The organism is Candidatus Tisiphia endosymbiont of Dioctria linearis (assembly GCF_964026545.1).
GTDB lineage: Bacteria > Pseudomonadota > Alphaproteobacteria > Rickettsiales > Rickettsiaceae > Tisiphia.
In genome coordinates this window covers 304,913-331,107 of sequence record NZ_OZ032156.1, presented here as the reverse complement: position 1 = coordinate 331,107, position 26,195 = coordinate 304,913, and the positions used below count along the sequence as shown (strand labels likewise).

Here is a 26,195-nt window from a genome sequence, read left to right as displayed (position 1 = left end):
AATGGATTGCTTCGACCATTACATGGTCTCGCTAATAGCGTACGATATATTTAAGTTAATTCTTCTATTAATGCTATAGTACTAGCCCTTAGGTCTAGATCATAATCTATAGTATTATTTATTATTCGCTTAATATTGGCAAATTTTGTTACCAAACAATCAGGTGAATTAGAGGATAATTGATTAAATATTTTATTCTCTAATTCATTGGATTCAATATTAATATTAAGAGATTTTTTAGTAATTCTATTCACTAGATATAGCATGCTACAAGCAAAATCTCCCCATAATTCTTTGTTTTTACTGGTAAACTCTGCTATAATATTTAGCCTCACTTTAGGGTCTGAACAATTGGCAATATATGTAATAAATTTAACATATATCTCACTTCCCACTAAGCGATTTTGTGATTTTATATTAATTTTAGCACATCTAGATCTTATAGTGCTGATTATGCCAGCAGCTCTTGAGGTAATTAAGAAAATAAAACTATCTTTTGGAGTATCTTCTAAAAGTTTAAGACAGGAATTTGCTGCATTAAGATTCATTAGATCGGCTTGATAAATAACAGCCACTCTATATTTAGATATTGACGATGTTTTATAAAAAAATTGCTGTAAATCTCTAATTTGGTCAACAGATATATCTTTGACATTAGTGGTAACAGAATTATCCCTTGCTACTAACCGATAATCTGGATGATTTTTTAATTGAATTTTATCTTTAAACAAACTGGTTTCTATAAATATTAGTAAATTCTCTAAAGCTTTTGCCGTATCATCCACGTCAATCAGCTAACTATTATAAAGCCTGCCTTGTTTAAATCTATCTTCAAGATATTCTTTAATCATTCTATTTAACTCCACTTGTCAATTGATCATCCTCATTGTTGCGTGCTTTTTCACTCATCTGACACCGCTCCTTAAATTCCCTGATTTCAGCAAGTAACATTTCGATATATTTTTATCTCTTCTGAAAAAAATAATCCATGTAATATTTTATCTTCTTTCTCACCATTTATATGAATAAGCTTTTTTAATTTTTGGTATAGCAGTTTTACTTCTTCTATATCCTTGGTAAAAATGCTGGAAAAGTCCTTGCTACTCTTGGCAATATGCTCACTGTTAACCCGAATATTGTGAAGCCACTTGATAAAAGTCAAGATTAATATTATTTCTATAATGAGTACGCCAACTACTGAGATCATTAATAATTGTATTGTATGATTCATGCTAGTTAACTATCAGATTATAAAAAAAATAATGAAGTTTGACTAGTTGAAAAAATTCGTGTATGATCACAGTTACACCTCGATAATGGTTGTAATTTAATAGCAATGCTATTGGATTAATTTCACTAGTAAGTACTTTTTGTCTGTAAAACTTTTGAGTACTTACTAGTTTATAACCTAAATGTAACATTCAGGTTTTAGATTTATTAATAAGCTAAACGCTTGAGTGTTACACTGGCTTTTTTAGTTTGAGATTATAGCAACCCGATTAGCATACACCGTCTGTTAGCGAGGAAGCGTAAGCCTCCAAAGCAACCTAAATTTAATTTTTCTGGATTGCTTCGTTGCCACTAAAATGGCTCCTCGCTAATAGACGCTAAGGCTAAATACTAATCGGATAACTAAACCAAAATATATATTTTTGGTTAAAAAATTAGTCAGTAGTTACTGAGCTATTTTTTTGATCCCATCCTATTTTAAGAGTCTAATATAATTATTTGGTGGTGTCAAGAAAAATATTCGTGTTTCATGAATATTTTTATTACAAAGTGTAGTTATATTTTACCCATGCCTCTTGTTTATAAAATACAAAAATTTTTAAAAAGAAAATTCGACAAATTAAACTTAAAAAGAAAGGATTTTGTACAGAAAACCAATATTTCTTATGCTACTATTTGCAAAATTATGAATTTATCTCAGCCTAATCCAGAAATAGGCACTATACTCAAAATAGCGAATTATTTTAAGTGTTCTATGGATGAAGTTGTAGGAAGAAATAAATATGTTACGCAAGACGAATTTATTGATATTTCTTTAAGTAATATTACTTCTAATTTAAGAAGTTTTATTAATAAAAAGCTACAAGAACAGAATTTAAATCCATATAAATTAGGTGGATATATTGGATTCAGTGAAAATCCAATTCAAGATTTTATAAAAGAGAATAGTACTCAAGAGAAACTTAGTAGTCCAATCACCGTAGCCCTAGCAGACTATTTTCAAATATCACTAGATGAAATGGTTGGCAGAATTAAGCCCACTACTTCTAATAATAAACCTTCTCAACAAACTAATGAATAGTGGATTGCCACGACCATTACGTGGTTTCGCTAATATCGTATATGTATAGTCAATTGATGAGAAGTTGGTGACGTCGTCACTCGTCGCTCGTCTATTACTTATAGGCGTCGCTCCATCGCTCCTAGCATCAACTTCTCCTGAATTGACTATATCCCAATCGTCATGGCTCAGAGCAGCTTTGCGGCGACGCGGCAATCCAAATAGTGTTGTGTAAAACAATTTTCAGAATATGTTCACTAATCTATTATTATAAATATTGACATTCTACATAAAATATCTATAATGCACTCCTAGTTATATCCGTTTGTTACGGATATATATGTGATTATTAAGGATTTTATGGCAAAAGGAAAATCCCAGAATAAAGGAAGAGCAGGCAATCAATTTTCTAAAGAATCGTTCGGAAAGCTTTCACAAGATTTACAGATATCAGTGTTGTTAAGATTATGGGATCATTCGCTAACGGAGCCAAAAAGCCTAGATATCTTTAAATTATTATGTCCAAAGCCAGAAGAATATTTTACAGAAACAGTATTATCTTCTACACAATTTGGTTCAAATACAGTAAAGCAAAATATTTGTGATATATTTAAAATACATTTTTATTCTGTCACAGGAAGTAATTAGGGCAACCTAATTAATAGCCTGAAATATTTATTTTCAGATCACAAGTTAAATATTAAAGATTTAATATTAGATAATGATATTAGTTTTGATAGAATTATAATTTATTTAACTGCAACTAAAGGCAAAAAGAAATTACTAGAATATCCTCACCAAGGCAATGGTGTTGATTTGGGAGGCGATTTATACAATGTGGAATCGGATTAAAATGTACTAAAATTAAGAGTGTTAATCCTTATCCTATACTCGCATTAGAAACCCCTTCATTAGACTTCTTTCGAAACTCGCTACTTATCTTCCAGATAAAAAAGTGCTTGAAACGTCTAAGTAATAGGGTTTGCAGAGATTTGTAGTCATGTAAATATCACTTTTTACTTGACATGATTTAAATTAATAGATATAATGTTTTTATGTATATTAATAATATTTTCAAACATCAATTTCCACTGTTAAAGCACATTCTCATCAGCATTTCTTCAATTTATCTGGCATAATGATGCACCAAATGACAACATGTAGTCAGTAAAGAAAATTTAATTTCCTATCCCATATACCGCATACTAATCCCTTTTTATGGCATAATTTTTGCTCCTTCTCATCTGGAAGATAAGACGTGAGGAACGGAGTACCGGTATCACGCACAAATTACCAGCAGAAGTAGAGGTTCGAAAGAAGTCTATTCTTGTATTACCAACATTTCCTTATCTTAAACTCGCATTTATATCTAAAAATTAAATAATTTTAGAAATAACTTGATTTTTCTGAGGAAATGGGGCAATATCTGCCTTAAGCTGAAGAAGCGGGCGATTAGCTCAGTTGGTAGAGCATCTCGTTTACACCGAGAATGTCGGGAGTTCAAGTCTCTCATCGCCCACCATATACCTCTAAGCTTTCAGTTTTTTTATAATCTTAATAACCATTCCATATGTAACTCATATGTCACTTCTCAGACAAAAATCCTGAAAATTGACCTACAAAATAGTCTATTTTTTATCCTATTACAAGGGGGGAAAATATGACAGAATCATTAATTCTTCCTAACGCTTTAGTTGAAAATCCTGATGTTATCTTTTATAATTTTGTTGGTAATTTCGTCCCACCTGAATGGCGAAACCTTACTAATAATTGTGGCAAGCAATTAAGTAAAACTTCTCGTCAACTTCTGTCTTTGATAGTTTCTCGCCTACAGATTTATCAAAAAGATAAACTATCGGAAGAATTACAAGAAGGCTATCACTTTTTCGAAAAAGAGCTAGGAGTTTGTCAAAAACGGGTTAAACAATGTCTAATAGAATTACAAACAAGTGGGTTCATTGATCACTCTTTAATTACTACGATCAAACATAACCTAAAATGCCGCAATATTTTATGTATCAGAATTCTTAAAAAATTTATAAGTTTTCGTAAAGCTAATGATAATTCTTATCACTCTGATTGTATAAATATTCAATCTAGCCATAAAAATATTTCACTTCAACCGGAAAAAAATTACCACTCAACTGTAAAAAAATCAAAAAAAAACACATCTATATATATATCTATAATATCTAGATGCGGTAAAAAGGATTGTTTTTGTGGACAAAATTGTGGACAAAGTTTGCCAGAGCTTGAATCAACTAAGGAGCCAGGCTTTAATTTGCCGCAGGAGGTAAAGGTAAAAAGGGGTGAACAGAATTTACCAGAGCTTGAGTCAACTGAGGAGCCAAGCTTTAATTTGCCGCTTGAAGTAACGGTAAGCTCAGGTGAACAAAATTCGTCAGAGCTTAAGTCAACTGAGGAGCAAAGCTTTAATTTACCTCAGGAGGTAAAGGTAAGCTCAGTAAGTGAAACGTTACCTTACAATTCCCCAGACAGTAATTCCGGCGACGCATCTCCAACTGATGATGAGTCAGACTCAGACTCAGATTTAGACTTAACAGGCGGTTCTTCAAGTAGCAATGAGGCTGAGCAACAGCCGGAAGCTGCAAGTTGGATTAGCAATATTACCAAAAGGGCTAAAGGTTGGTATTTGCCTAGGAAGCTAGAGGAATTTTACCCATTAACTGAGGAAGATGCGGCTTTGTTAAGAAGGAGAACAGGTCGTAACTACGAATTGAGTTATGTTAATAAGCTGTTGATTAAACATAGCGAAAAGTCTCCTAATAATCGCTTTCCCTGCAAGGAAGCAGTGCTGAATTACATGAAAAAAACTTTGATTCATGAAATGCGTCCACCATCTATGGCAAATAACCCAAACTTTAACTTCGGGAAGAATAATGCTATTAAGGCAAGAGAGACGCGTTTACGGAAGGTAGAAAATAATAAGGACACTAAGCCACTGAGTCAGTTGAAACGCAAAATAGTTGGGGCTTTTGACTCTGATATTGCTGATGAAATACTGATGAAGTGCAGTTTTTTTGGAGTATGTGACGATGAATACAAAATTGATTTAGCAGATATCTCTTTGTCAGAAAGTGATAAAGACACATTACTTAAGCAAGTGCAAGAGGTATATGGCAAAGAGGTTCAACAATTGCGTATTACTAACAAAAGAACTCCATCAGATTATTATTTAGAGCTAAGTGAACTAAACCCAGAGTCAGTGTGGTATAAAATACGGAAATATTTGATAAAGTTATACGGTGAACTCATCGATAAAGCGTGGTTCAGCAAGTTAGAAGCAATTGAAGAAGATACTACTTGCAATAAGCTCATTCTTAAACCACCCAGTCCCTTTGTTGGGGATTGGATTATAAATCATTACGGGAGAGTTTTGGAGGAGGCTTGCAGCAGCCATAATTATACTTTTGAGTTTATAAAAGTCGATAGAATGGCTTGACTGTAAGCTATGGCAAATAGAGCAAAAGACTAATTGTATTAAGCAAAAAAAGAATGATTACAAAAGAATTAATAATAATCCACCAGTTACTGAAGGTTGAAAGGTACATACAAATCACATATGAAATTGTAAGGGTTTGGAAAATATGAGAGTAATGCGGCTTACAAGAATAGGATCTTACGTTATTAACGTAACGTTCCGCCTTAAACTGGTTGTTTTTAACCAATTTTTGTCACTTTTTTACATTTTTGGGCAAAAATTGCCCGTGAAATCACCCGGGGGGTGTCCACGTTGCAAAATGGGGTATAGGGGGGCGTTTCGCGAAAAATTTTTTGAGGTAATTAGTCACTTGTTATTAAAAAATTTCACTTTTTTTAGTTTTTATTTTACAAGAATTAGCATTTTTATATTGCTTGAATAAAAATTTAATAATAATATAAAAAATAGAAAATAAGCTATTTACAACAATTACTAGTTGTAATACTATGCAAAACATAAGAGGAATTTTAGTGAATCAACTGGCAAAAAACCTGGAAGTCAGGTATAATAGAGGTTATTACAAGGAATTTTTAAAGAGTTCTATATGATTAAAAATTATGGTTTGTTTGAAAAATATTTAGCAAAGATATCATCTAGTACCATCAGTAAGTTTGGTTCAATAGAGGATATCTCTAATTTCCTATTATATCTTTGTGAGCATGGTAACATAGTTATTGCCGCTAAAAAGGCTGGTTGTATCTCGCCACTTAGGTTGCATCGGATTATTAATAGCGATAAATATTTAGCTAAATGTGTCAATTTAGCTTTAGCAATTGCAGTAGATAGAGCAGAAGGGGTATTATATGATAGGGCAATTAACGGTTATGAGGAAGTGACCTATAACAAGGATAATCAGGCAATTGCTACTAAGAAAAAATATTGTTCTAAGTCTTTACTGGAATATCTTAAAGCTAATTCACAGAAATACCAAACGAGAAAGTATGATACTAGTTATCATAGGAAAAATACTGATGAAGCTGAACAAACAGCAAAAGCCCAAGAAATGGCAAAGATGATTGATGTAACTAATTTTGAAATAGAATCTTATGGGGCAGATAGTTCAATGTGATGGAAACTACTAGTAAAACCAACAAAGAGCTAGCTAATTCTAGCAGCATTAAATTTCCGGTGGAGTGGTCACCCTATCCATTCCAATTACCTTTGTGGAGATATTTATACTCGGGTGGTAAGAAAGCTATTGCCGTTTGGCATAGAAGGGCTGGTAAGGATATTATGGGTATTAACTGGATCACTGCTAGTGCTATTCGAGAAGTTGGCATTTATTGGTATGTCTACCCTACCTATAATCAAGCTAAAATGAGCGTATGGGATGGTATGACATTATCGGGGCGTCCTTATATGTCATTTATCCCTAAAGGCATTATTGCTCGTAGTCAGCAATATAAGCAACGGATATTATTTAAAAATGGCTCAGTGATTCAGTTTGTCGGTAGTGATCGTTATGCTACTATCAGAGGGAGTGGTATTAAGGGAGGGTTATCTCAGAATATTCTTACCATGATCCACGAGCTATGAGTTGCGTTATAGAGCCGATGGTAATTCGTAATAATGCCTGGTTGCTTTATCTTTATACGCCTTCCGATAATCCAAAATTAACCCATGGCGAAGAATTATACCGGAAATATCAGGATAGTTCGGAAGTATTTTGCCAAATAAAAACTATTGAAGATACTACGGATAATGAGGGACAACCATTAGTCGATAAAAATAAGTTGGATTCTGTCGATATGACTAACGAAGAAATTCAAAGAGAGTTTTATTGTGATTTTGCTGCCTATCGTTACAAGAGAGGTGATCAAGGCGGTACCTTTGTTGAACAATTACGGTTAGCTGAAAGTCAGGGGCGTATTGGCTATGTGCCATTTGATGCAAGCTATCAGGTTAATACTTACTGGGATATAGGTATTGTTGATTATACGGTGATTTGGTTCGTTCAAGAGAAACAAGATTATATTGATATTATCGATTTTTATATGAATAGGGGCAAAGATTTAGAGTTTTATCTTAATCATTTAAGAACTAGACCCTATCAATATGGGCGTAACGTATTGCCGCATGATATGAGTCGAAGACAAATGCCGACTTTGGATACTCGATTACAACAAGCTAACGAGATAGCCGAAAAAGTAGGATTCCCACCTTTTGCTATTGGTAGGAAATATTTACGAGAGGAAATGATAACTAAAGCTAGAAATCTGCTAGGCAAGTGCCGAATAGATGCCGAGAAATGTCAGCGTGGTATTAACGGTCTCTATGAGTTTGATGCCACTAAAAGGGGTGTGCATTCTAGCTCCTCAAGAGCTACTGATATAACTGAGAGTTTTTGTTATTTAGCGATGGATGTTAAAACTGGTAATGAGCAACAGCAATCACAATATAACATACTAAAATATCGTAAAGTAATGAATGATTATAATGCTTTGGAGAGGTAAAGATGATGGATGCAAGTAGTATAAATATAAACAACAATAATATAGGCGAGGTAGTATAATGTTCTGGTTACCAGCCCTGGCAGTTGCAAGTATAGTTGGAACTTACTTTAGCCGGGATGTTTCTAATTTTGTTTCTAAGTATGTTCCTGGTGGCAAATATCTCACTGGTTCTGATACAAAAAAGTGCAAGCGTAACTATGAGGAATCGCAGGATCGCCATAATAATTATGCTCGTGAAGCACAAACTAATATCAATAATCTATCTCGCGAAATACAACAATCGATGCAGGGTTTACGTTCTCTAGAGGAGCAAAAATACCAACATAGCAATAGAAGCTATGCGATGGAAAACCAATTAAATCAGTATGCTAGCCAATATGATAGTGGTTTAAAGAACATAGAAGCCCAAAGAGCTAGGCTATCTTTCTCAGGCGAGCAACTTAAACAATCTTTTGCAGCATTGCAACAGAAGGCTCCAGCTCTTGAAGCAAGAATGAGAGAGGTGGAGCAATTACCAGGCGTTTTCCAAAATCTCTACGACCGAGTAGCCCAGCAAAAAGACAGTTTGCGAGGCTTAACCGAAGAAGAAGCAGGCAGCACAATTGCCAAACATCAGCAAGATGTTGATTCGTTAAAAAAACAACGTCAGGCAATAGAAGAGAAAATACGTCATTCTATGAATGATATTACCAGGGAACACAAAAATATAAGTAGTGAAAAAGCAGAGCTTAGGCATCAGTTAGGTAACTATCAAGCAAGTCAAGATCGTCTATTGCAAGATACTGGTAATTTTGATCAGGCAAGACATCAATTAATTAGCTGCATTGAACAATATAAACAACACCAAAACAGAGAAGAACAAATAGCGGCTGATTATGCTAGTAGACAATCGCATATTGAAGGTCTGCAAAACCGATTAAATGATTATGGTTCATCTGCTCAAAGACAGTTGGATAGTTATGCTCACGATGTAAAATGGCGAGCTGGGAAATATGAGGACTCAGCCGACATTACAGGTTTGGTACAGGGGACAGCTCTTGCTGCCTTAACTTTTGGAGCTGGAATGGGACTCACATCACTAGGAGCAGGGGAAGCAGCAACTGTAGCGGGAGGAACTTCAACACTTGGACAGATAGGTTTTGGAGTAAAATGTTTAGCTCCATTGGTTGGTATTGGTCATTACTTGAATACATCAAATATTATGCATAGACTTAGAGGGGGAATTGAACCAGTTGATCTTGCTAATAACCATCAATATGATGGTATGTCAGGTGATTTAGACCAAATGGCAAGATACGGTCGATCAGGACTAGAAAAAATGCCGATAGCTGAACTTGGTGGTTTAAAACAAGCAGTAGAGCATTTTAACATGCGGTCAGTACCACAATTAAAAGATTTACCACAATTATCTGAATCTCTGGGCAAGATAGTATCACTTAAAGATATTGAAGGGTTAACCCTTGGCTTACCTAGCATGACTGCTGCTAGCGGTAAGAAGTATAATTATGAGGTGTTATATGATAACGAGTTCATCAAGAAACTCAAGAAAGTGTCAAAGAAGCTTGGCGAGCCATATTTAAACCCAAACTCAACTATAAACTCAAATTCAACCCGTAATATGGTGACAGCTTATGGCTGATAATGATTTAAACAAAAAGATTGAATATTTTGACAATCTCAAGAGCAAGCGGGAGAAATGGCATCATATATGGGATGAGCTGAAGAAATATGTTTGTCCACAAACTGAGAGTAATAAGGTAATATTTGATTCAACTTCTATTTGGTCAAGAGAGCAATTAGCATCAGGTTTACAAAGCTTGCTGGTAAATCCAGCAATGAACTGGTTTAACCTTACTATAGTATCTGAAAATGACGAGCAGCAGCATTTAGACCCCACTGAACGCAACATGCTAGCCCAAATGCTAGAAAAAACCCTAATTGATATATTCAATAATCCGACTTCTAATTTTTATAGTCAGATTCATCAGTTTTTTCTAAATCTCGCTGCTTTTGGCACTGCAATATTTTATGTTGAAGAAGATATAGAATTAGCACAAACTATGTTCTTCCGTAATATTAATTTACAGGAATGTTATTTTGAAGAGAACAAGTTTGGCTTTGTTAATACAATGTACCGACTATTTAGCATGCCAATTAAAACTGCATCAGCTAAATGGACAGAGTTTGCCCCTTTCAAGGAAAGGTTAGCCCGGAATCCTGATGAAATAGTAGAAATATTGCACATAGTTAGCCCACAAGCTCAAAACCAGAGAAATAAAGGCAGAAAAGCAACGGTAACATCTAGCTCATCAACACTTGAATATAGCTCAGAATATATTTACCTAGCTGAACAAAAAATTATTAGTCAATCAGGCTATTCTTATTTCCCGTTTTTTGTAACGCGGTGGGTAAAAGAAGAAGGTGAAGTATAGTAAAAGCAGTTAAGTTATGTTACAGCAAAGAATGCACAAATGGTGTTATACAATTCTTGTGAAAGCCCGATTTTTTGTTTAATCCACCTTTTCATATTAGCCCAAAATTTCTCTATTGGATTTAGGTCAGGAGAGTAAGGTGGTAAAAATATTACCCTACATCCTACTGATTCTATTAAATCTTTAGTCTTCTTAGACTTATGAAAAGCAGCATTGTCTAAAATCACAACTTGACCAGCTATAAGCTCTTTTATCAAAAATTGCTCTACCCAATTATTAAATAGTTCGGTATTACAGGTGCCATTGAATACAAAAGGGGCTATAGATTTATTACCTACCAAACCTGCTATAATATTCGTCCTTTGGTAATACTTCCCACTCTTCTTTGCTTGTAGTGTTTGACCTTTCTTTCCCCAACCTCTATCTTGGGTAATGTTCATCTCTATTCCGCTCTCATCTATATACACAAGCGCATCTGTAGCTAGATCTTTGATATCTTCTAAATACTTACATCGCTTTTCAGCATTAGCTTCCACATAGGTAAAGGCTTTTTTTTATAACTAAATCCCAATTGTCTTAGCCAATATCTTGCCCCACTAGCGCTTATCCCAAATTTCTTACCAATATCTTCCGTTTTGCTATTAGGATTTTCTTCTACATACTTGATAAAATCATCCATTTCTATACTAGGCTTTGCTCCTTTATACTTCCTTGCTTGATAATGACCTTCTTTCTTATACCTTACATGCCATGTATTTACTGTTGTAGGGCTCAATTGAAAAACTCTAGATGCTGACCTTTGACTATTTCCTGCTTCTAGATATTTTATTACTTTTTCTCTTAAATCTATACTGTATGGGCTAGTTGACATTTTTCATTTTATATTATCACAATCACTAACATAACTCAACTGCCTTTACTATATACGGCTATGCTCCAGCTCATCATGTGCTACCTGATATTAAATTGCTCAATAGTTTAAGGCAAATTACCCTGAAAGTAGCCCAGAAACAACTAGACCCACCATTATTAGTGCCAAAAGACGGATACTACTTACCACTATATACTACGCCAGGCAGTGTTAATTTTTATCGTAATGGTATGGCAGATAAAATAATACCATTAACTGGTATGGAAAATATCTTACCTACTGAGATAGAGCAAAATCAATGTCGGGATGCTATATATAAGGCATTCTATATCGATATATTCAGGATGCAAAAGGAAAATAAAGAAATGACTGCCACCGAGGTACAAATTAGAACGGAGGAACAATATCGTTTAATGTCCCCGATGGTTGGTAGAATCGAGAGTGAGTTGTTAAATCCGTTAATCATGGCGATATATCAGACACTGATTAAATATAACAGAGTACCAATCTTAGAGGGAGCAACAAACCCTCCTGAGATAGAGATTGAATATGTTTCACCATTATCCAGGGCTCAGAAAACATCAGCAATATCTAGTGTTGAGCAAGTATTAGGTTTCTTCCAACGAAGTGGTATCAGTAACTTTTTTCCTGAGATATACGATAATATTAATTGGGATGAATGTTTTAAACTATTTTTTGAGTTGCGAGGAGCTCCAAGCTCAATCCTCAAAAACGAACAAGAACTATTACAAATCAGACAACAACGTAAGATGATGCAAATGCAACAGTTACAACAGCAACAGATACAAGGGTAAGGAATAACCAATGAAACTATCAATTAACTCCTCATCTCCACCAAATTTACTAACAAAAGAGCAATTAAAATCAATTTATTGCAAGCTTTTTAGTGGAGAAGATGGTAAAATAATATTAGAGGATTTAGCTCAGATGAGCGGCATATATCGTAGCAATTTCGTTCGGCAGGAAAGTGAGTACACTGCCTTTCTTGAAGGACACCGGGCTTTGTTCCTATATATATGCTCACAGGCTTCAGAAGATGATGGAGTTAATAATATTGATGGTGCTAAAATGAACCAGATAAATAAAGGCAACATTTAGTAATAATTAAGAGGTTATATTATATGTTTTTATCAAAATTTCTTGATCCTAAAAATGATTTTTGTTTTCGCCAAATATTTGGTACTGAAAAGAATAAAGATATACTTGTTCATTTTTTAAATGATGTTCTCAGCCTTGAAGAAAATGAGAAAATAATTAATGTAACGTTTTTACCAACTAACCAAGACCCAGATATTGCTGCATATAGGCAATCTATTGTTGATGTGCTATGTCAAGATCAAAACGGTAATCAAATAATCGTAGAGATGCAAGTAAGTAAACATAAAGGATTTGAAAAAAGAGCCCAATATTATGCAGCTAAAGCATATTCTCAGCAAATACTTGAGGAAGATGAGGAATACAAGAAAATGGCAGTATATGCCAAATTAAAAGGAGTAATATTTTTAGCAATAGCGGATTTTATGATGTTTGACGATAAAAAACATTGGAAATCAGAGCATCGTCTTTTAGATACAAAGACCTATGCCAATGATTTAAAAGATTTTTACTTTGTTTTTTTTGAGTTGACGAAATTTAATAAAAGTATAGAAAATCTAAAAACTATTGAAGAAAAGTGGATGTATTTTTTTAAGCATGCAGGAGATAGTGCATTAACATTAACAGAAATAGAGCATTTAATAGGTAAGGATGAAATTATTAGGAGAGCCTTTGAGGCTGTAGACCAAGCTAGCTGGAGTGAAGAAGAATTGCGTACCTATGAGAAAATAGTAAAAACTCGTCTTGATAATTTAGCGGTAGAGCAACAAAAAATTGAAGATGCTGAAGCTAGAGGGGAAGCTAGAGGGGAAGCTAGAGGTAAAGCTGAAGGAAAAGCTGAAGGAAAAGCTGAAGGTATTAAAGAAAACGCTATAGTTATGGCAAAAAAAATGTTGGCTAAAAGAAAGCCAATAGATGAAATCATTGAATTTACCGGGCTAACCCTTGAAAAAATAGAAAAGTTAAAAGAAGAAATGGAAAAGCTAAGAGAAGAATAAGCAGATGAGCAAAGAACTAATTTGAAGTAGTTGAGATTTAATCTTACATTTAGTAAAATAAACAAATTATTAAATGGAGATAAAAATGAATTTAAATCAGAAAATAATAAGACCAAAAATAGGATTACTTGAACTAGCAAAAAGCTTAGGAAATGTATCTAGTGCATGTAAGACAATGGGGTATAGCAGAGATAGTTATTATAGATTCAAGGAATTATATGAGAATGGTGGCGATGAAGCCTTGTATGAAATAAGCCGTAAGAAACCCATATTGGCTAATATGAGTTGATCCTATTGTAGAGAAAGCGGTATTAGACATGGCAATAGAGTACCCCGCTTATGGTCAACTTCGTGTATCGAACGAATTAAAAAAAGATGGGATTTTAGTATCTCCCGGCGGCATTAGATCTATCTGGCTTAGGAACGATCTCAATAATCTTAAGAAACGGCTAGTAGCTTTAGAAACTAAAATGGCTCAGGATGGCATTATACTTACGGAAGCTCAATTACGTGTCTTGGAGAATCGTAAGAATCTTAAAGAGGCACATGGGGAAATAGAGACAGAACATCCAGGCTATCTTGGTTGTCAAGATGTTTACTATGTTGGCAACTTTAAAGGAATAGGTAAGGTTTATGGTCAAACTTTTATCGATAGCTATTCCAGGGTGACGGATGCCAAATTATACACAGACAAAACAGCTATAACCTCTGCTGATATGTTAAATGATAGAGTTCTACCTTGGTACGAAGAACAAGGTATTCCTATACTACGTATATTAACTGATCGTGGTACTGAATATAAAGGAAATATAGAACATCATGCCTTTGAATTGTTTTTAAGTATTGAAGGAATAGAACACACCGTTACAAAAGCATATTCCCCTCAAACTAACGGGATATGTGAGAGGTTTCATAAAACCATGAAAAATGAGTTTTATGATACTGCAATGCGTAAAAAAATTTACAATTCACTTTTTGAATTGCAAAAAGATCTTGATACCTGGTTACGTTATTATAATAACGAACGTCCTCATTCTGGTAAGTATTGTTATGGTAAAACGCCTATGCAAACCTTTAAAGATAGTAAAAAATTAGCGTTTGAAAAAAATAATGAGATCTTGTATCTTGAACACTTATCTGACAGTCAAAATTTATCTGACAATCTAATAAGTTAATTTATGGGGTCTGTAAGATCAAATCTTGACTTCTACAAAATTACCGACTATATTATAAAAGATAGTATCGGGGTTTTCAACTAAGTCATCGAAAAAAGTTAACGATTCTGTCATATTCTCTCCCCGTGAAAAACGGTTAAAAATAGACCTTTTTGTAGGTCAATTTTGGGGAATTTTGCCAAAAAAACACTACAAAAGCAATATAGAGGCTTTTTAAGGAATTTACGAAGTAGCTGAAACGGTGATATATATAAGGGTTGGGAAGAATTTTTAAACCCCACTCTTCACTCTTGCGAGGAGGCGTAAGCCGACGAAGCAATCCAGAAAAAATGGATTGCCACGCTCACATACGTTCGCTCGCAATGATGTTTTGGCTAAAAATAAAATTTAAAATAAGATATCCTTATTATGTCTACAAAAGATTATTACCAAGTACTTGGAGTTAATAAAACTGCTAGCCAAGCAGAAATAAAGAAGGCTTATCATAAATTAGCTATGCAATATCATCCTGACCGTAATTCACAGGATCAACAAGCAGAAAAAAAGTTTAAGGAAATAAGTAGTGCTTATGATATACTAAAAGATGAGCAGAAAAGAGCAGCATATGATCGTTTTGGACATGAGGCTTTTCATAATTCAGGAGCAGCATCGTCAGCTGGAAGGCAGGCTTCTAGAGGGGGAAATCATGATTTGAATGATATATTTGGTGAGTTTTTTAATGATTTTATGGGCGGCGGGGCAAGAAGGTCGCACCAGTCCACTAGCGTTAGAGGTTCAGATTTAAAATATGACATCACAGTTACTTTGTCAGAAGCATTTCGTGGTATCGATAAGAATATTAGCTTTACTAGTGAAGTAAAGTGTTCACCATGTAACGGTAGTGGTTCAGAAAATAATGATACTGGCATGACCAAATGTGATACTTGTGGAGGACACGGAGCTACAAGAATACAGCAGGGTTTCTTTACCTTAGATCAAACTTGTGCAAAATGCCAAGGTGCAGGGCAAATAATTAAAAATCCATGTAAAAAATGTCATGGTCAAGGGCGTCATTCACAACATAGGAATTTATTGGTAAATATTCCAGCTGGTATTGAGGAAGGCACAAGAATAAGACTTACTGGTGAAGGAGATGCCGGAATGCGAGGAGGCAGTAATGGAGATTTGTATATTTTTGTTACTATTAAGCCACATGACCTGTATAAAGTTGATGGAATTAATTTGCATTGTCGACTACCTATTAGTTTCATTAAAGCTATTTTAGGTGGAGAAATAGAAATACCAGATATAGAAGGTGGTAAGGTAAAGTTAAAAATACCAGCTGGCACACAAAATGGCGAACAACTAAGACTAAAAGGTAAAGGTATGTCTAAGGTTAGATCAACCATTAGAGGGGATATGTTTGCCCACATCCATATTGAGATACCGAAAAATCTTACTAAAAAACAAAAAGAGTTACTAGAAATGCTAGATACAGAATTGTCAAGCGACAAAGATGAAGATGATGCTAGTTTTTTTAATAAAATGAAAAACTTATGGTCATAACATATTTTTTGGATAAGATAAAGTTCTGATATAATGCACCACATAGTAAAATATCGGAGTGGTTACTATGGTAAAAAACAGTTTGAATAAATAACTATTAAATATTAAAGATATCATTTGTCCGTAAGGTATCACCCCAATAACTGTAACAAAGATAATTACGATCGATGTATCAACAAATAACGATATTGCACTACTCAAATTTCTTAGAAAAAGGTATTTATTATTAGTAAGTTTGCGAATCAGTAAATAAAGTCTTATATCTATCATCTGAGCTGTATAGCTAGCTATCATTGAACCAAACAGTGAAATGCTATATGCCCCAAATACCGAATTAAAAGTATTATTATCAATTTTTGACCAGTCAGTAGCTTGTAGATAACCCATAAAACTGATAATACATAATACTAAAATATTTATACTAGTTGCCAATCTAACGCAAAACTGTGCTTTTTCTTTTCCATAAAATTCTGATATTAAGTTAGTTATTAGAAAAGTGATCGGATAAAAAATTGCACCAACAGATAGCTCAAATGTATAAATAGAGAAAATAGGTAAATAAACAAATTTCTGATATACTAAGTTGCTAACTACTATTAACACAACAAATAAAGCACATAAAAAAACATAAATTTTTTCTTGTAACTGCATATATATATATACTAAAAAGTGATTAACAATGGATTGCCGCGTCGCCGCAAAACGGCTCCTCGCAATGACGCTTGGCGAACAGATTTTTTATTCATAATAAGAAAATAGCAAAAAAACCGTGAACGCTCACATTAATTCTTTGCTCGACGACTAAGCCAACTTTGCAAGTAAGTCTCTGCAATATCACTATTTTCTATTAACAAAACGTTTTCAGCATTTCTATTATCAGCTGCGTTAGTAAAATTGAAACTACCGGTAATCACCTTATTTTTATCAATAATCATAATTTTGTTGTGAGCAATACCTGGTACTTTATCTATTGATACATCAATACCAGCTCGTTTCAATTCATGCATTTTAGAATATCTATCGTGTAAGTTACTACGATCCAGTAATACCCTTATTTCAACACCGTTTTGTTTCGCCTTAATTAATTGATCAACTATCTTTTGCGAAGTTAAGCCAAATGCTTGAATATAGATACTATCCTTAGCCTTAGATATTTCTTCTGCTATTAATGAGCCACAACCGGATGGAGGGGTAAAGCAGACATTCAAATTATCAGTTTCAGTATGAAAACTATGCCAAGAAGTTGTATCATTTATTTCATTATAGCCTACTCCGGTAGCAATACCGAGTAAAAATGATATTATCACTGATAATTTTGTATTATGCTTTTTAGATATTTTTTTCATTTTCTATAATGTTTACAGCTAGGAGACTGCCTACGATAACTAATTAATTATAATTTTGGGATTTGACATTATCCTTTAATTTTTGAAAATCCTCACCAGCATGATAAGAAGAACGAGTTAATGGACTGGCAGAAACCATTGAGAATCCTTTAACTTTGGCAACTCTTTCAAAATATTTAAATTCTTCTGGAGAAACATATCTATCAACTATAGCATGATTTTTGGTTGGTTGTAAATATTGCCCGATAGTTAAAAAATCAACTTTAGCTTCTCTTAAATCGTCCATTACTTGCATAATTTCATCGTTCGATTCTCCAAGACCAACCATCATACCTGATTTAGTGAAAATTTTAGGGTCTAATTTTTTTACATTATGCAAAAGACTTAGTGAATTGTAGTACCTAGCTCCTGGTCTAATAGTTTTATATAAAGAAGGTACTGTTTCTACGTTATGATTATAAACATCAGGTTTTGCTGATGCTATTATGTCAGCGGCTCCTTCTTTCTTAAGGAAATCGGGTGTTAAAACTTCAATTGTGGTACTAGGCGAAGCTAGTCTTATTTCTTTGATACAATTGGCAAAATGTTTAGCTCCACCATCATCTAAATCATCTCGATCAACTGAAGTAATTACCACATGTTCAAGTCCTAATTTCATCACAGCTTGAGCTAATCTTTGTGGTTCATGCGGATCGAGTAAATCAGGGCGACCGGTTTGAACATTACAAAAACGGCAGGCACGAGTGCAAACAGAACCCAGTATCATAACTGTCGCGTGTTTTTTTGCCCAACATTCTCCGATATTAGGGCAGGCTGCTTCTTGACAGACTGTGTTTAATTTTAAATTTTCAATTATCTTTCTTGTCTCATGATATTGATATGAATTTGGTGCTTTAACCTTTATCCAATCAGGTCTTTTTATAGCTGGCACTTCTTCTATTTTGATTATGTTTGACATATAATCCTACTTATTAAACAAATTGTTTTATTGGTAGTTTAATTATATCGGTAAGACTAATACTATTGTCACAATTATAGGATAATTTTGGTTCAATAGGAATCTTACAGATTAAGGGTATATTATATTCTTTGGCAAAATTTTCTCCACTATTGCCACTAAATATCTGGATTTTCTTTCCTGAACTTGCTTCAACTAAATAGCTCATATTTTCTATAATACCTAAAATTGGTAAGTTAAATTTTTTGTATAAATCAATCGACCTAACTACGTCTATTGCTGCCATCTTTTGCGGAGTAGTTACTATTATTACTCCATCTAAGTGATAATTCTCTAAAATACTTAAGTGAATATCACCAGTACCGGGTGGCATGTCAATAATTAAATAATCTAACTCCTGCCAATGAGTGAGAGATAATAGCTGGTAAATGGTTTTGCTAGCCATTGGACCACGCCACACAATGGCAGAATTATTCTGAATAAGAAATCCAATAGAAATAATTTTAATGCCCCGCGATTTTAAAGGGGTCATTTTATTATACACTATTTCTGGCACATCACTAATACCAAATATTTGCGGAATTGATGGCCCATAAATATCAGCATCCACTATTCCTACCTTGTATCCTTCCAGATTTAACTGCTCGGCTATCAATGCGGTTATAGTAGACTTGCCAACTCCCCCTTTACCAGATGCTACCAATATTATCTTTTTCACTCCATCAATGAAATGCCTGATTTTTGGACTAGTTGATTTTCTAGCTAAATTTTTGCTACTAGTTAAAACTATAGTGATTTTGCCAATATTAGCTATTTCATTTAATTTATTGATGGCTTTAATTTTTATTTCATCGACTTCCTTAGGATCCTTGCCAAAAATATCAATTGCAAATCCAATATTTTTATCCTTAATTACAATATTAGATATAATATCGATTAATTTCGTATTGTCACTAAAGGTAATATTTGAAATTTTATTTAGTATTTGTTGCTGGTTTATATCAATCATCGTTTTTAAATAAAGTTACAATAGGTTATTTTTTTGGTAACGAACTTGACGCAGTTAGAGATACAAGATATAATTATATACTAAATTTCTTTTATAAGGTATTAGTGCTAACTATATTTAGTGATAATATACAAATTAACAAAATAGTAATAGCAGAAAATGTTTAATCAAATTTTAAAAAAATCCCCTTGGGACGATTCTGAAGAGGAAGAAAAAAGTGAATATAATATATTTACTAGACCAAGGAAAAAGAATAAGTTTAACTTTCACGAGTTTTTTAATAACTTTGGCTTCAACAACAACATAATGATATTAGTGTTTTTTTCATTAGTTGCCATTTGGTTTGCTTCCGGAATTTATGAAGTTAAGGAAGGAGAGGAAGCTGCTGTAATGAGGTTTGGTAAGTTTGTTCGCAAAGGGTCTCCTGGTTTGAATTATCATCTTCCCATGCCGTTTGAACAGGTAATAGTTGAGAAAGTAAACCAATCTCGAAGAATTGAGATTGGTTATAGATCAACAAGTAACCTTAAACCTAATATGGATAATACAAAAGCTATAACGCTTACGGGTGATGAGAATATTGTTGCACTAAATTGTGACGTAATGTGGCATATTAGCGATTTGGAAAAATATATTTTTAATATTGTCAATCCAGAAGAGTCGGTAAAAATAGTTGCTGAAAGTGCGATAAGAGAAGTGATCGGCAATACCCCTATCTCCTCAATATTATCGGATCAAAAACAAGAAATTACTAATAAAATTGAGGCTTTAACCAGGGAAATCCTTGTTCATTATAATGCTGGTGTTGAAATTGAAAAAGTACAGCTACTAAAAGCTGAGCCACCAGCTGAGGTAATCGATGCTTATAGGGATGTACAAACTTCTAAAGCTGATAAAGAACGTGAGATAAACCAGGCACAATCTTATAACAATGATATTTTGCCTAAGGCAAGGGGTGAAGCTGCTAGAATATTGCAAGAAGCGGAAGGTTACAGGCAAGAAGTTATCTCAAAGGCTGAAGGGGATAGTAAGAGGTTTGTTGCTGTCTATACACAATATGTTGCTAATAAATCGATAACTAAGGATCGTCTTTATTTAGAAGCTATAGAAAAAATTCTAACGGATACCAGTAAGGTTATTATGGGTACTAATGGCGTTTTGCCGCATATGGCAATTCAGCAAAATAAAATTAAGGAGTAGTACTGGATGAAGACAATTTATTATATAAGTTTTGTAGCTCTTGGATTATTCTTAGCAGTTATTAGTGCTTTGTTTACTGTTGATCAACGTTATTCTGCTGTGGTATTTCAATTCGGTGAAGCGGTAAGGACAATTGAAAGCCCTGGATTAAATATCAAAATTCCATTCATTCAAAATGTTGAATTTTTTGATAAACGTATCTTAAATGTAGAGGCAGAGGCAAAGGAGCTAACTGCTTCTGATGGAAAAAGGGTAATCGTTGATGCTTTTGCCAAATTTCGTATTACTGATCCTGTGATGTTTTATAAAACTGTTCATAACTATCAGGGAGTTAAAATTAGGCTTAATAAAAACCTAGAATCTTCAATGAGAAAAGTTATAGGTAGATTACCTTTAACTAGCCTTCTTACCAATGAAAGGTCTGAGATAATGTCAAATATCTTAAATCAAGTTAATCAAGAGGCAAGAAACTTTGGACTTGATGTAATTGATGTTAGAATTTTAAGAGCTGATTTACCGAAAGAAAATAGTGCGGCAATTTATCGCCGTATGCAAACTGCTCGTGAAAAAGAGGCAACTCAAATAAGAGCTGAAGGGCAAGAAGAAGGAGCACGCATAAGATCCAGAGCTGATAAAGAAAGTAAAATATTGCTTGCTGAAGCTTACATGCAATCTCAAATCATTAAAGGAGAGGGAGATAGGGAGTCAGCCAAGATATATAATCTTGCTTATTCTGTTGATCCAGAATTTTATAAATTCTATAGATCGTTGGAAGTATATAAAAATACTTTAAAGAAAGAGGATACTTCTTTTGTGTTGTCTCCAGAAGCCGAGTTATTTAAATATTTAAATTTGGGGAAATAATAGTTAATTGATGACGTTTGGGTTACATATATGTCATTGCGAGACCATGTAATGGTCGAAGCAATCCATTTTTAATCACTTTCCTGGATTGCTTCGTCGACCTTGCGGTTTCCTCGCAATGACGTTTTACAGTTAATTAAATAGATGATATGGTTCAAAATATTGTTAAGTGTAATAATTTACTGAAATATTTGGTTATAGCTCTTCTGATGAACCTATGGCTGGCATCTTCTGTTTTTGCTGAAAATATTCCGTCAAATCAAATTCCATTAACTAAGGGTGCCGCTACTCCTGAAGAATCTAGTAATTTACAGTTGGTGCCAATAAAACCTGAATCTTATAAATATAGTTTTGCCGATATTGTTGAGCCACTTATTCCAGCTGTGGTAAATGTTTATACCGTACAATATAGTCAAAAATCAGAAGATTTTCATAAAAAATCTTTTGAATATTTTCCGTTTGATTATTTAAATGAACTTTTGGAGCGTTTTAATTTACCTTTTAATTTTGATGAAATGTATTCAAACCCTAAATCTGTTCCGCTTGGTTCTGGTTTTATTATAGATGCGGCTGGTTTTATTGTTACTAACCATCATGTAGTTGCCAATGCAGATGAGATTCACGTAAAATTAACTGATAATAGAGAAATGTTAGCTAAATTGGTAGGTAGTGATCAAAAAACCGATCTTGCTCTTTTAAAAATTGAGGCAGAAAGTCCTTTGCCTTTTGTAAAATTCGGTGATTCTGGTAAAGCTAGGGTAGGGGATTGGGTTATTGCTATCGGTAATCCTTTTGGTAGACTTGGAGGAACTGTCACTGCTGGTATCATATCTTCAAAAGGACGTGACATTGATAGTGGGATAGTAGATGATTTTATACAAACTGATGCAGCTATTAATAATGGTAGTTCCGGTGGACCAATGTTTAATATTGATGGTGAAGTTATAGGAGTTAATACGGTAATGTTCTCTCCTTCTGGGACTAATATTGGTATTGGATTTGCCATTCCATCTAATACCACCAAATCAATTATCAACCAACTAAGGCAAAATGGAAAAATTAATCGCGGTGGTCTTGGGGTAATAATTCAAGAAGTAACTAATGAAATAGCTGAAGGATTTGGGCTAAAAGAAACCTCGGGAGCATTAGTAGTGGAAGTACAAAAAGATGGTTCAGGTGAGAAATTTGGTATAAAGCCTGGAGATGTAATAATAGAGTTTGCTGGACAACCAGTAAAAAGTTCAAGAAGGTTACAGGTAATGGTTGCAGAAGCCACCGTTGATCAAGAAGTAAAAATTGTAGTCGTACGCGATGGCAAGAATCACGAACTAAATGGTAAGATTAGTCAAGAAGAGGAACCAGAGGCTAAAAGAGTAATCGACAAGGTGAGTGATAAAACCTCCATTGTAAAAAATGATATTACTTTCAGCAATTTAACTGATAATCTTAAACAAAAATTTGCCATTGGCAATAAAGCAAATGGTGTCATTGTAACTAACCTTGCTAAGGATGGAAAAAATTACCAATTTAAAATTGGTGATTTAGTAGTAGCATGCAATCAACAGCCGATAGTTTCTATAGAGCAATTAAATTTGTTGTATGAAAATGCACAAACTATGAAGAAACAAAATATAATATTGTTGGTACAGAGACGAGGTGTTTCTATGTTTATAGCTTTGCCGGTAACAAATTAGATTTATAGCTAACTTGATTAATATTTGTTTGTCATTGCGAGCGAACGTATGTGAGCGTGGCAATCCATAAAGCTTGTATATGGATTGCTTCGTTGACCTTACGCATAAGCATCAGTTTAAGAAAACAATAATTGAGAAACCGTCATTGCGAGGAGACCGTAAGGTCACGAAGCAATCCAGAAAAGTGATTAAAAATATGGATTGCCACGCCACCTACGGTGGCTCGCAATGACGACTTTTCTACTTTATTTTCTTAAACTGACGCCTATGCACAATGACGCCGTTTGATGCTCCGACTTTACCCAGAGCCTAGGAGACTGTCGGAAATAAATATGCTTTTTAAATTTAAAAAATATAATGTTTACTATGGATAATAATGTTAAAATATCAGTATTAAGTTTTTATAGTTTTACTAAACTAGAAAATCTTGAAGTTTTGCTGCCAAAGATTTTACATCTTGGCAAGAAAAGAGGGGTTAGGGGGACTATTCTTTTAGCTCCTGAAGGGTTTAATGGTTCAATTTCTGGAGCAAAAGAACAGGTAAGTTTTTTATTAGATGAAATTATCAGCCTTACGTTAGCGGAAGATGTAAATATTAAAATAAATTATTGTGATATCCACCCTTTTCAGAAATTAAGAGTAAGGCTTAAAAAAGAAATTATTGCTATGGCAGTTGGGGATATTGATATTGCCAGTCTTAAGGGAGAGTATATTGAAGCAAATGATTGGGACAAGTTTATTAGCCAAGATAATGTGGTAGTAATAGATACTAGGAATGACTATGAAGTGTGTATCGGTACTTTTAAAGGTGCTATAGACCCAAAAACAGAGACATTTAAGCAATTTCCAAAATGGGTAGAACAAAATAAAGACCTACTCGTTGGCAAGAAAATAGCGATGTATTGTACCGGTGGAATTAGATGTGAAAAATCAACAGCCTATTTAAAGAAACTTGGCTTTAATGATGTTTACCATCTTAAAGGTGGTATCTTACAATATTTAGAAGATACCCATAATCATAGCAATTTATGGCAAGGAGAATGTTTTGTATTTGATGATAGGAGAGCTGTGGCAAGTGACCTATCACCGGCTGAAGGGCATTGGTTGCAACGCAGTGATTGACTATAGTCCTATTCTTTAGAGGTTTTTTCTTCTTGTTGGGGTAAAAGTTTTGCTTGCTCAATATTCTTGTCTAATTCCACTTGGCTACAAATTCCAAGTAATACTGGATCACGTGGGCGAATATTCTTCATGTTCCAGTGACTACGATCACGAATAGCATCTATGGTAGATTTGGTAGTACCAACTAACTTAACAATTTGAACATCTAAAATTTCTGGGCAATGTTTAAGTAACCAATATATCGCGTCTGGTTTATCTTGACGTCTAGCGATAGGAGTGTACTTAGATTGTTGTTTTTTCTTGCTATTTATCAAATCGTATGCAACATTAACAGAAATCCTTAAACTACTAGCTGAATCTTTTGTACAACGTATGATTTCTTCTTTGGTTAACTGTCCGCCAGCGATTGGGTCTAACCCCTTAATACCGTGAGATACTTCGCCATCAGCAATGCCTTTAATTTCAAACTCATGAATTCCACAAAAATCAGCTATCTGCTTAAACGTTAATGCAGTATTATCAATTAACCAAATAGCAGTTGCTCTAGGCAGTATAGGTAATTTCTGTTGTGAGTTCATAGTAAACTAATATAATATTAATATGTGATTTTCTAAAAAATATAGTCTCTTCTAGCTGATAAGTCAACAATAGACTTCTGTACAAGCTGCACGGGGCAGTTTAAAAGTTACGGAAAGCAGCTCAGAAACCCGAAATGTCACTGCGAGGGAGGCGTAAGCCAAGAAGCAATCCATTTAGGGTCACTTTTTGGATTGCTTTGTCGCTACTATTAAGTAGCTCTTCGCAATGACGCTGGTTGTTTCTTCGTGACTTTTAAACTACCTTACAGCTGCATCTTACTTAAAACCTAAAACCAACACCTATTGCAATCATTAGCGGATTAAACTTTACTTTAGAGGAGACAGACTTTTTTACTAAAGGAGATTTATAATTAACCTCGGTATTAAGAAAATACTGTTTTATATCTAAATTGATCAATGTATCATCCTTAGCGTATAAATCAACCCCAAGCTGTAACACAGCACCGTGACCATTTTTGACTGTACACCCTTTGGATTTATTGATAAAATAAGCTCCATGATAACCAATACCAATATAAGGTCTGATAGCACCAAAAGGAGCTATATGATATTGTCCTGTAACAGTCAATGGGATCATATAAAGAGATTTTCTTTTACCAACATCCTCTGGATTACCACCATAATTATGAGCCACATTCTGTAAACTACTATTTTTATTACGTAATACATCAAAACCTAAAGATAATTCTGCGGCAACATGACTAGCAAAAAATACCGAGGTGGAAGCCTCTATACCATAACCATTTTCGGCAAAGGTACCAATCGATACTGGATTTTTGGCAGTAGCCTTAGGAAAATCTGTTTGTTTTGCACTAGATTTTATCCCCACTGCTCTCATCTTAAATACTAGATTACCTTCATCCCCATAATAATCAGCATCATAGTCATTATTACCTGTATTATTAGCAAAGATAGAAATACTAGCGCAACTTACCAACAGAAATACCCCTAATTTTTTTGCAACTTTTATCATAACTACTAAACCTTCTCTTGCTTTAAATATATTGCTGTACTATATATA

Annotated in this window: 27 protein-coding genes, 1 tRNA gene and 1 pseudogene; 18 read left to right on the top strand and 11 right to left on the bottom strand. The window is 34.1% G+C overall.

Translation table 11 applies throughout. The features are described from left to right. Positions 1-50: 50 nt before the first annotated feature. Positions 51-794: a DNA polymerase III subunit delta' gene (locus AAGD42_RS01570; protein ID WP_341753361.1), complete on the bottom strand. Its 744-nt coding sequence runs from the start codon at positions 792-794 to the stop codon at positions 51-53. Between the two features lie 143 nt (positions 795-937). After that, positions 938-1,207: a hypothetical protein gene (locus AAGD42_RS01565; protein WP_341760748.1), complete on the bottom strand. Its 270-nt coding sequence runs from the start codon at positions 1,205-1,207 to the stop codon at positions 938-940. A 552-nt stretch (positions 1,208-1,759) separates the two neighbouring features. Here AAGD42_RS01565 and AAGD42_RS01560 point away from each other — a divergent pair. Further along, positions 1,760-2,311: a helix-turn-helix transcriptional regulator gene (locus tag AAGD42_RS01560; protein WP_341753008.1), complete on the top strand. Its 552-nt coding sequence runs from the start codon at positions 1,760-1,762 to the stop codon at positions 2,309-2,311. On the opposite strand, the gene AAGD42_RS01555 is transcribed toward AAGD42_RS01560, so the two are convergent. Then, positions 2,240-2,530, bottom strand: a complete 291-nt coding sequence (locus AAGD42_RS01555; RefSeq protein ID WP_341753007.1) for a palindromic element RPE2 domain-containing protein — start codon at positions 2,528-2,530, stop codon at positions 2,240-2,242. The two genes, AAGD42_RS01560 and AAGD42_RS01555, sit on opposite strands and share 72 nt — an antisense overlap. 120 nt (positions 2,531-2,650) lie before the next feature. Here AAGD42_RS01555 and AAGD42_RS01550 point away from each other — a divergent pair, with 120 nt between their 5' ends. From AAGD42_RS01550 to AAGD42_RS01515, 8 genes are all read left to right on the top strand, one after another. Then, positions 2,651-2,938 (top strand): hypothetical protein, encoded by a 288-nt coding sequence (locus AAGD42_RS01550; RefSeq protein ID WP_341760747.1) that lies wholly within the window; start codon positions 2,651-2,653, stop codon positions 2,936-2,938. Positions 2,939-3,736: 798 nt separating this feature from the next. Then, positions 3,737-3,812, top strand: a tRNA-Val gene (locus AAGD42_RS01545). A 138-nt stretch (positions 3,813-3,950) separates the two neighbouring features. After that, positions 3,951-5,753, top strand: a complete 1,803-nt coding sequence (locus AAGD42_RS01540) for a DnaA N-terminal domain-containing protein (protein WP_341753005.1) — start codon at positions 3,951-3,953, stop codon at positions 5,751-5,753. 583 nt (positions 5,754-6,336) lie between these two features. Continuing rightward, positions 6,337-6,861: a hypothetical protein gene (locus AAGD42_RS01535; RefSeq protein WP_341753004.1), complete on the top strand. Its 525-nt coding sequence runs from the start codon at positions 6,337-6,339 to the stop codon at positions 6,859-6,861. Beyond that, positions 6,861-7,328: a hypothetical protein gene (locus AAGD42_RS01530; protein WP_341753003.1), complete on the top strand. Its 468-nt coding sequence runs from the start codon at positions 6,861-6,863 to the stop codon at positions 7,326-7,328. The genes AAGD42_RS01535 and AAGD42_RS01530 overlap by 1 nt, the downstream gene beginning before the upstream one ends. Positions 7,329-7,345: 17 nt before the next feature. Continuing rightward, positions 7,346-8,245, top strand: a complete 900-nt coding sequence (locus AAGD42_RS01525) for a hypothetical protein (RefSeq protein WP_341760746.1) — start codon at positions 7,346-7,348, stop codon at positions 8,243-8,245. Positions 8,246-8,303: 58 nt separating this feature from the next. Next, positions 8,304-9,884 carry a hypothetical protein gene (locus tag AAGD42_RS01520; protein ID WP_341753001.1) on the top strand — a complete coding sequence of 527 codons (1,581 nt, stop codon included), beginning with the start codon at positions 8,304-8,306 and terminating at the stop codon, positions 9,882-9,884. Beyond that, on the top strand, positions 9,877-10,677 hold the full coding sequence (locus AAGD42_RS01515) for a portal protein (protein ID WP_341753000.1): 801 nt from the start codon (positions 9,877-9,879) through the stop codon (positions 10,675-10,677). The genes AAGD42_RS01520 and AAGD42_RS01515 overlap by 8 nt, the downstream gene beginning before the upstream one ends. Positions 10,678-10,691: 14 nt before the next feature. Here AAGD42_RS01515 and AAGD42_RS01510 read toward each other — a convergent pair whose 3' ends face one another. Together AAGD42_RS01510 and AAGD42_RS01505 are read right to left on the bottom strand one after the other, a co-directional pair. Beyond that, positions 10,692-11,213 (bottom strand): IS630 family transposase, encoded by a 522-nt coding sequence (locus AAGD42_RS01510; protein WP_341749620.1) that lies wholly within the window; start codon positions 11,211-11,213, stop codon positions 10,692-10,694. Further along, positions 11,177-11,548 (bottom strand): helix-turn-helix domain-containing protein, encoded by a 372-nt coding sequence (locus tag AAGD42_RS01505; protein WP_341749594.1) that lies wholly within the window; start codon positions 11,546-11,548, stop codon positions 11,177-11,179. The genes AAGD42_RS01510 and AAGD42_RS01505 overlap by 37 nt, the downstream gene beginning before the upstream one ends. Before the next feature lie 50 nt (positions 11,549-11,598). Here AAGD42_RS01505 and AAGD42_RS01500 point away from each other — a divergent pair, with 50 nt between their 5' ends. From AAGD42_RS01500 to dnaJ, 5 genes and pseudogenes are all read left to right on the top strand, one after another. Then, complete coding sequence (locus AAGD42_RS01500) at positions 11,599-12,363, top strand: portal protein (RefSeq protein WP_341760777.1); 765 nt, start codon at positions 11,599-11,601, stop codon at positions 12,361-12,363. A 10-nt stretch (positions 12,364-12,373) separates the two neighbouring features. After that, on the top strand, positions 12,374-12,667 hold the full coding sequence (locus AAGD42_RS01495; protein WP_341752998.1) for a hypothetical protein: 294 nt from the start codon (positions 12,374-12,376) through the stop codon (positions 12,665-12,667). Between the two features lie 23 nt (positions 12,668-12,690). Further along, positions 12,691-13,662 (top strand): Rpn family recombination-promoting nuclease/putative transposase, encoded by a 972-nt coding sequence (locus tag AAGD42_RS01490; RefSeq protein ID WP_341752997.1) that lies wholly within the window; start codon positions 12,691-12,693, stop codon positions 13,660-13,662. An 85-nt stretch (positions 13,663-13,747) separates the two neighbouring features. After that, positions 13,748-14,837 (top strand): annotated as a pseudogene (locus tag AAGD42_RS01485) (IS481 family transposase). 408 nt (positions 14,838-15,245) lie between these two features. Further along, on the top strand, positions 15,246-16,382 hold the full coding sequence (gene dnaJ, locus AAGD42_RS01480; protein ID WP_341752996.1) for a molecular chaperone DnaJ: 1,137 nt from the start codon (positions 15,246-15,248) through the stop codon (positions 16,380-16,382). Here the strand turns inward: dnaJ and AAGD42_RS01475 are convergent. From AAGD42_RS01475 to AAGD42_RS01460, 4 genes are all read right to left on the bottom strand, one after another. Continuing rightward, positions 16,377-17,033: a queuosine precursor transporter gene (locus AAGD42_RS01475; protein ID WP_341750654.1), complete on the bottom strand. Its 657-nt coding sequence runs from the start codon at positions 17,031-17,033 to the stop codon at positions 16,377-16,379. The genes dnaJ and AAGD42_RS01475 overlap by 6 nt on opposite strands. A gap of 131 nt (positions 17,034-17,164) precedes the next feature. After that, complete coding sequence (locus AAGD42_RS01470) at positions 17,165-17,728, bottom strand: phospholipase D family protein (protein ID WP_341752995.1); 564 nt, start codon at positions 17,726-17,728, stop codon at positions 17,165-17,167. A 43-nt stretch (positions 17,729-17,771) separates the two neighbouring features. Next, positions 17,772-18,686 (bottom strand): lipoyl synthase, encoded by a 915-nt coding sequence (gene lipA, locus AAGD42_RS01465; RefSeq protein ID WP_341752994.1) that lies wholly within the window; start codon positions 18,684-18,686, stop codon positions 17,772-17,774. Between the two features lie 13 nt (positions 18,687-18,699). Further along, positions 18,700-19,695: an Mrp/NBP35 family ATP-binding protein gene (locus tag AAGD42_RS01460; protein WP_341750659.1), complete on the bottom strand. Its 996-nt coding sequence runs from the start codon at positions 19,693-19,695 to the stop codon at positions 18,700-18,702. A gap of 159 nt (positions 19,696-19,854) precedes the next feature. Between AAGD42_RS01460 and hflK the strand changes: the two genes are divergently transcribed. The 4 genes from hflK to AAGD42_RS01440 all read left to right on the top strand — a co-directional run bounded on the left by hflK (position 19,855) and on the right by AAGD42_RS01440 (position 24,575). Further along, positions 19,855-20,895 (top strand): FtsH protease activity modulator HflK, encoded by a 1,041-nt coding sequence (gene hflK, locus AAGD42_RS01455; RefSeq protein ID WP_341752993.1) that lies wholly within the window; start codon positions 19,855-19,857, stop codon positions 20,893-20,895. A gap of 6 nt (positions 20,896-20,901) precedes the next feature. Further along, entirely contained in the window at positions 20,902-21,759 is an 858-nt protein-coding gene (gene hflC, locus AAGD42_RS01450; RefSeq protein ID WP_250310738.1) for a protease modulator HflC, read from the top strand. A gap of 149 nt (positions 21,760-21,908) precedes the next feature. Then, positions 21,909-23,453: a Do family serine endopeptidase gene (locus tag AAGD42_RS01445; protein ID WP_341752992.1), complete on the top strand. Its 1,545-nt coding sequence runs from the start codon at positions 21,909-21,911 to the stop codon at positions 23,451-23,453. A 366-nt stretch (positions 23,454-23,819) separates the two neighbouring features. Next, a complete protein-coding gene (locus AAGD42_RS01440) occupies positions 23,820-24,575 on the top strand; it encodes a rhodanese-like domain-containing protein (RefSeq protein ID WP_341752991.1) in 756 nt (251 codons plus the stop codon). Between the two features lie 8 nt (positions 24,576-24,583). On the opposite strand, the gene AAGD42_RS01435 is transcribed toward AAGD42_RS01440, so the two are convergent. Together AAGD42_RS01435 and AAGD42_RS01430 are read right to left on the bottom strand one after the other, a co-directional pair. Then, on the bottom strand, positions 24,584-25,153 hold the full coding sequence (locus AAGD42_RS01435; protein WP_341752990.1) for a cell cycle transcriptional regulator TrcR: 570 nt from the start codon (positions 25,151-25,153) through the stop codon (positions 24,584-24,586). A gap of 280 nt (positions 25,154-25,433) precedes the next feature. Continuing rightward, entirely contained in the window at positions 25,434-26,147 is a 714-nt protein-coding gene (locus AAGD42_RS01430) for an OmpW family outer membrane protein (protein ID WP_341752989.1), read from the bottom strand. Between the last annotated feature and the right edge of the window lie 48 nt (positions 26,148-26,195).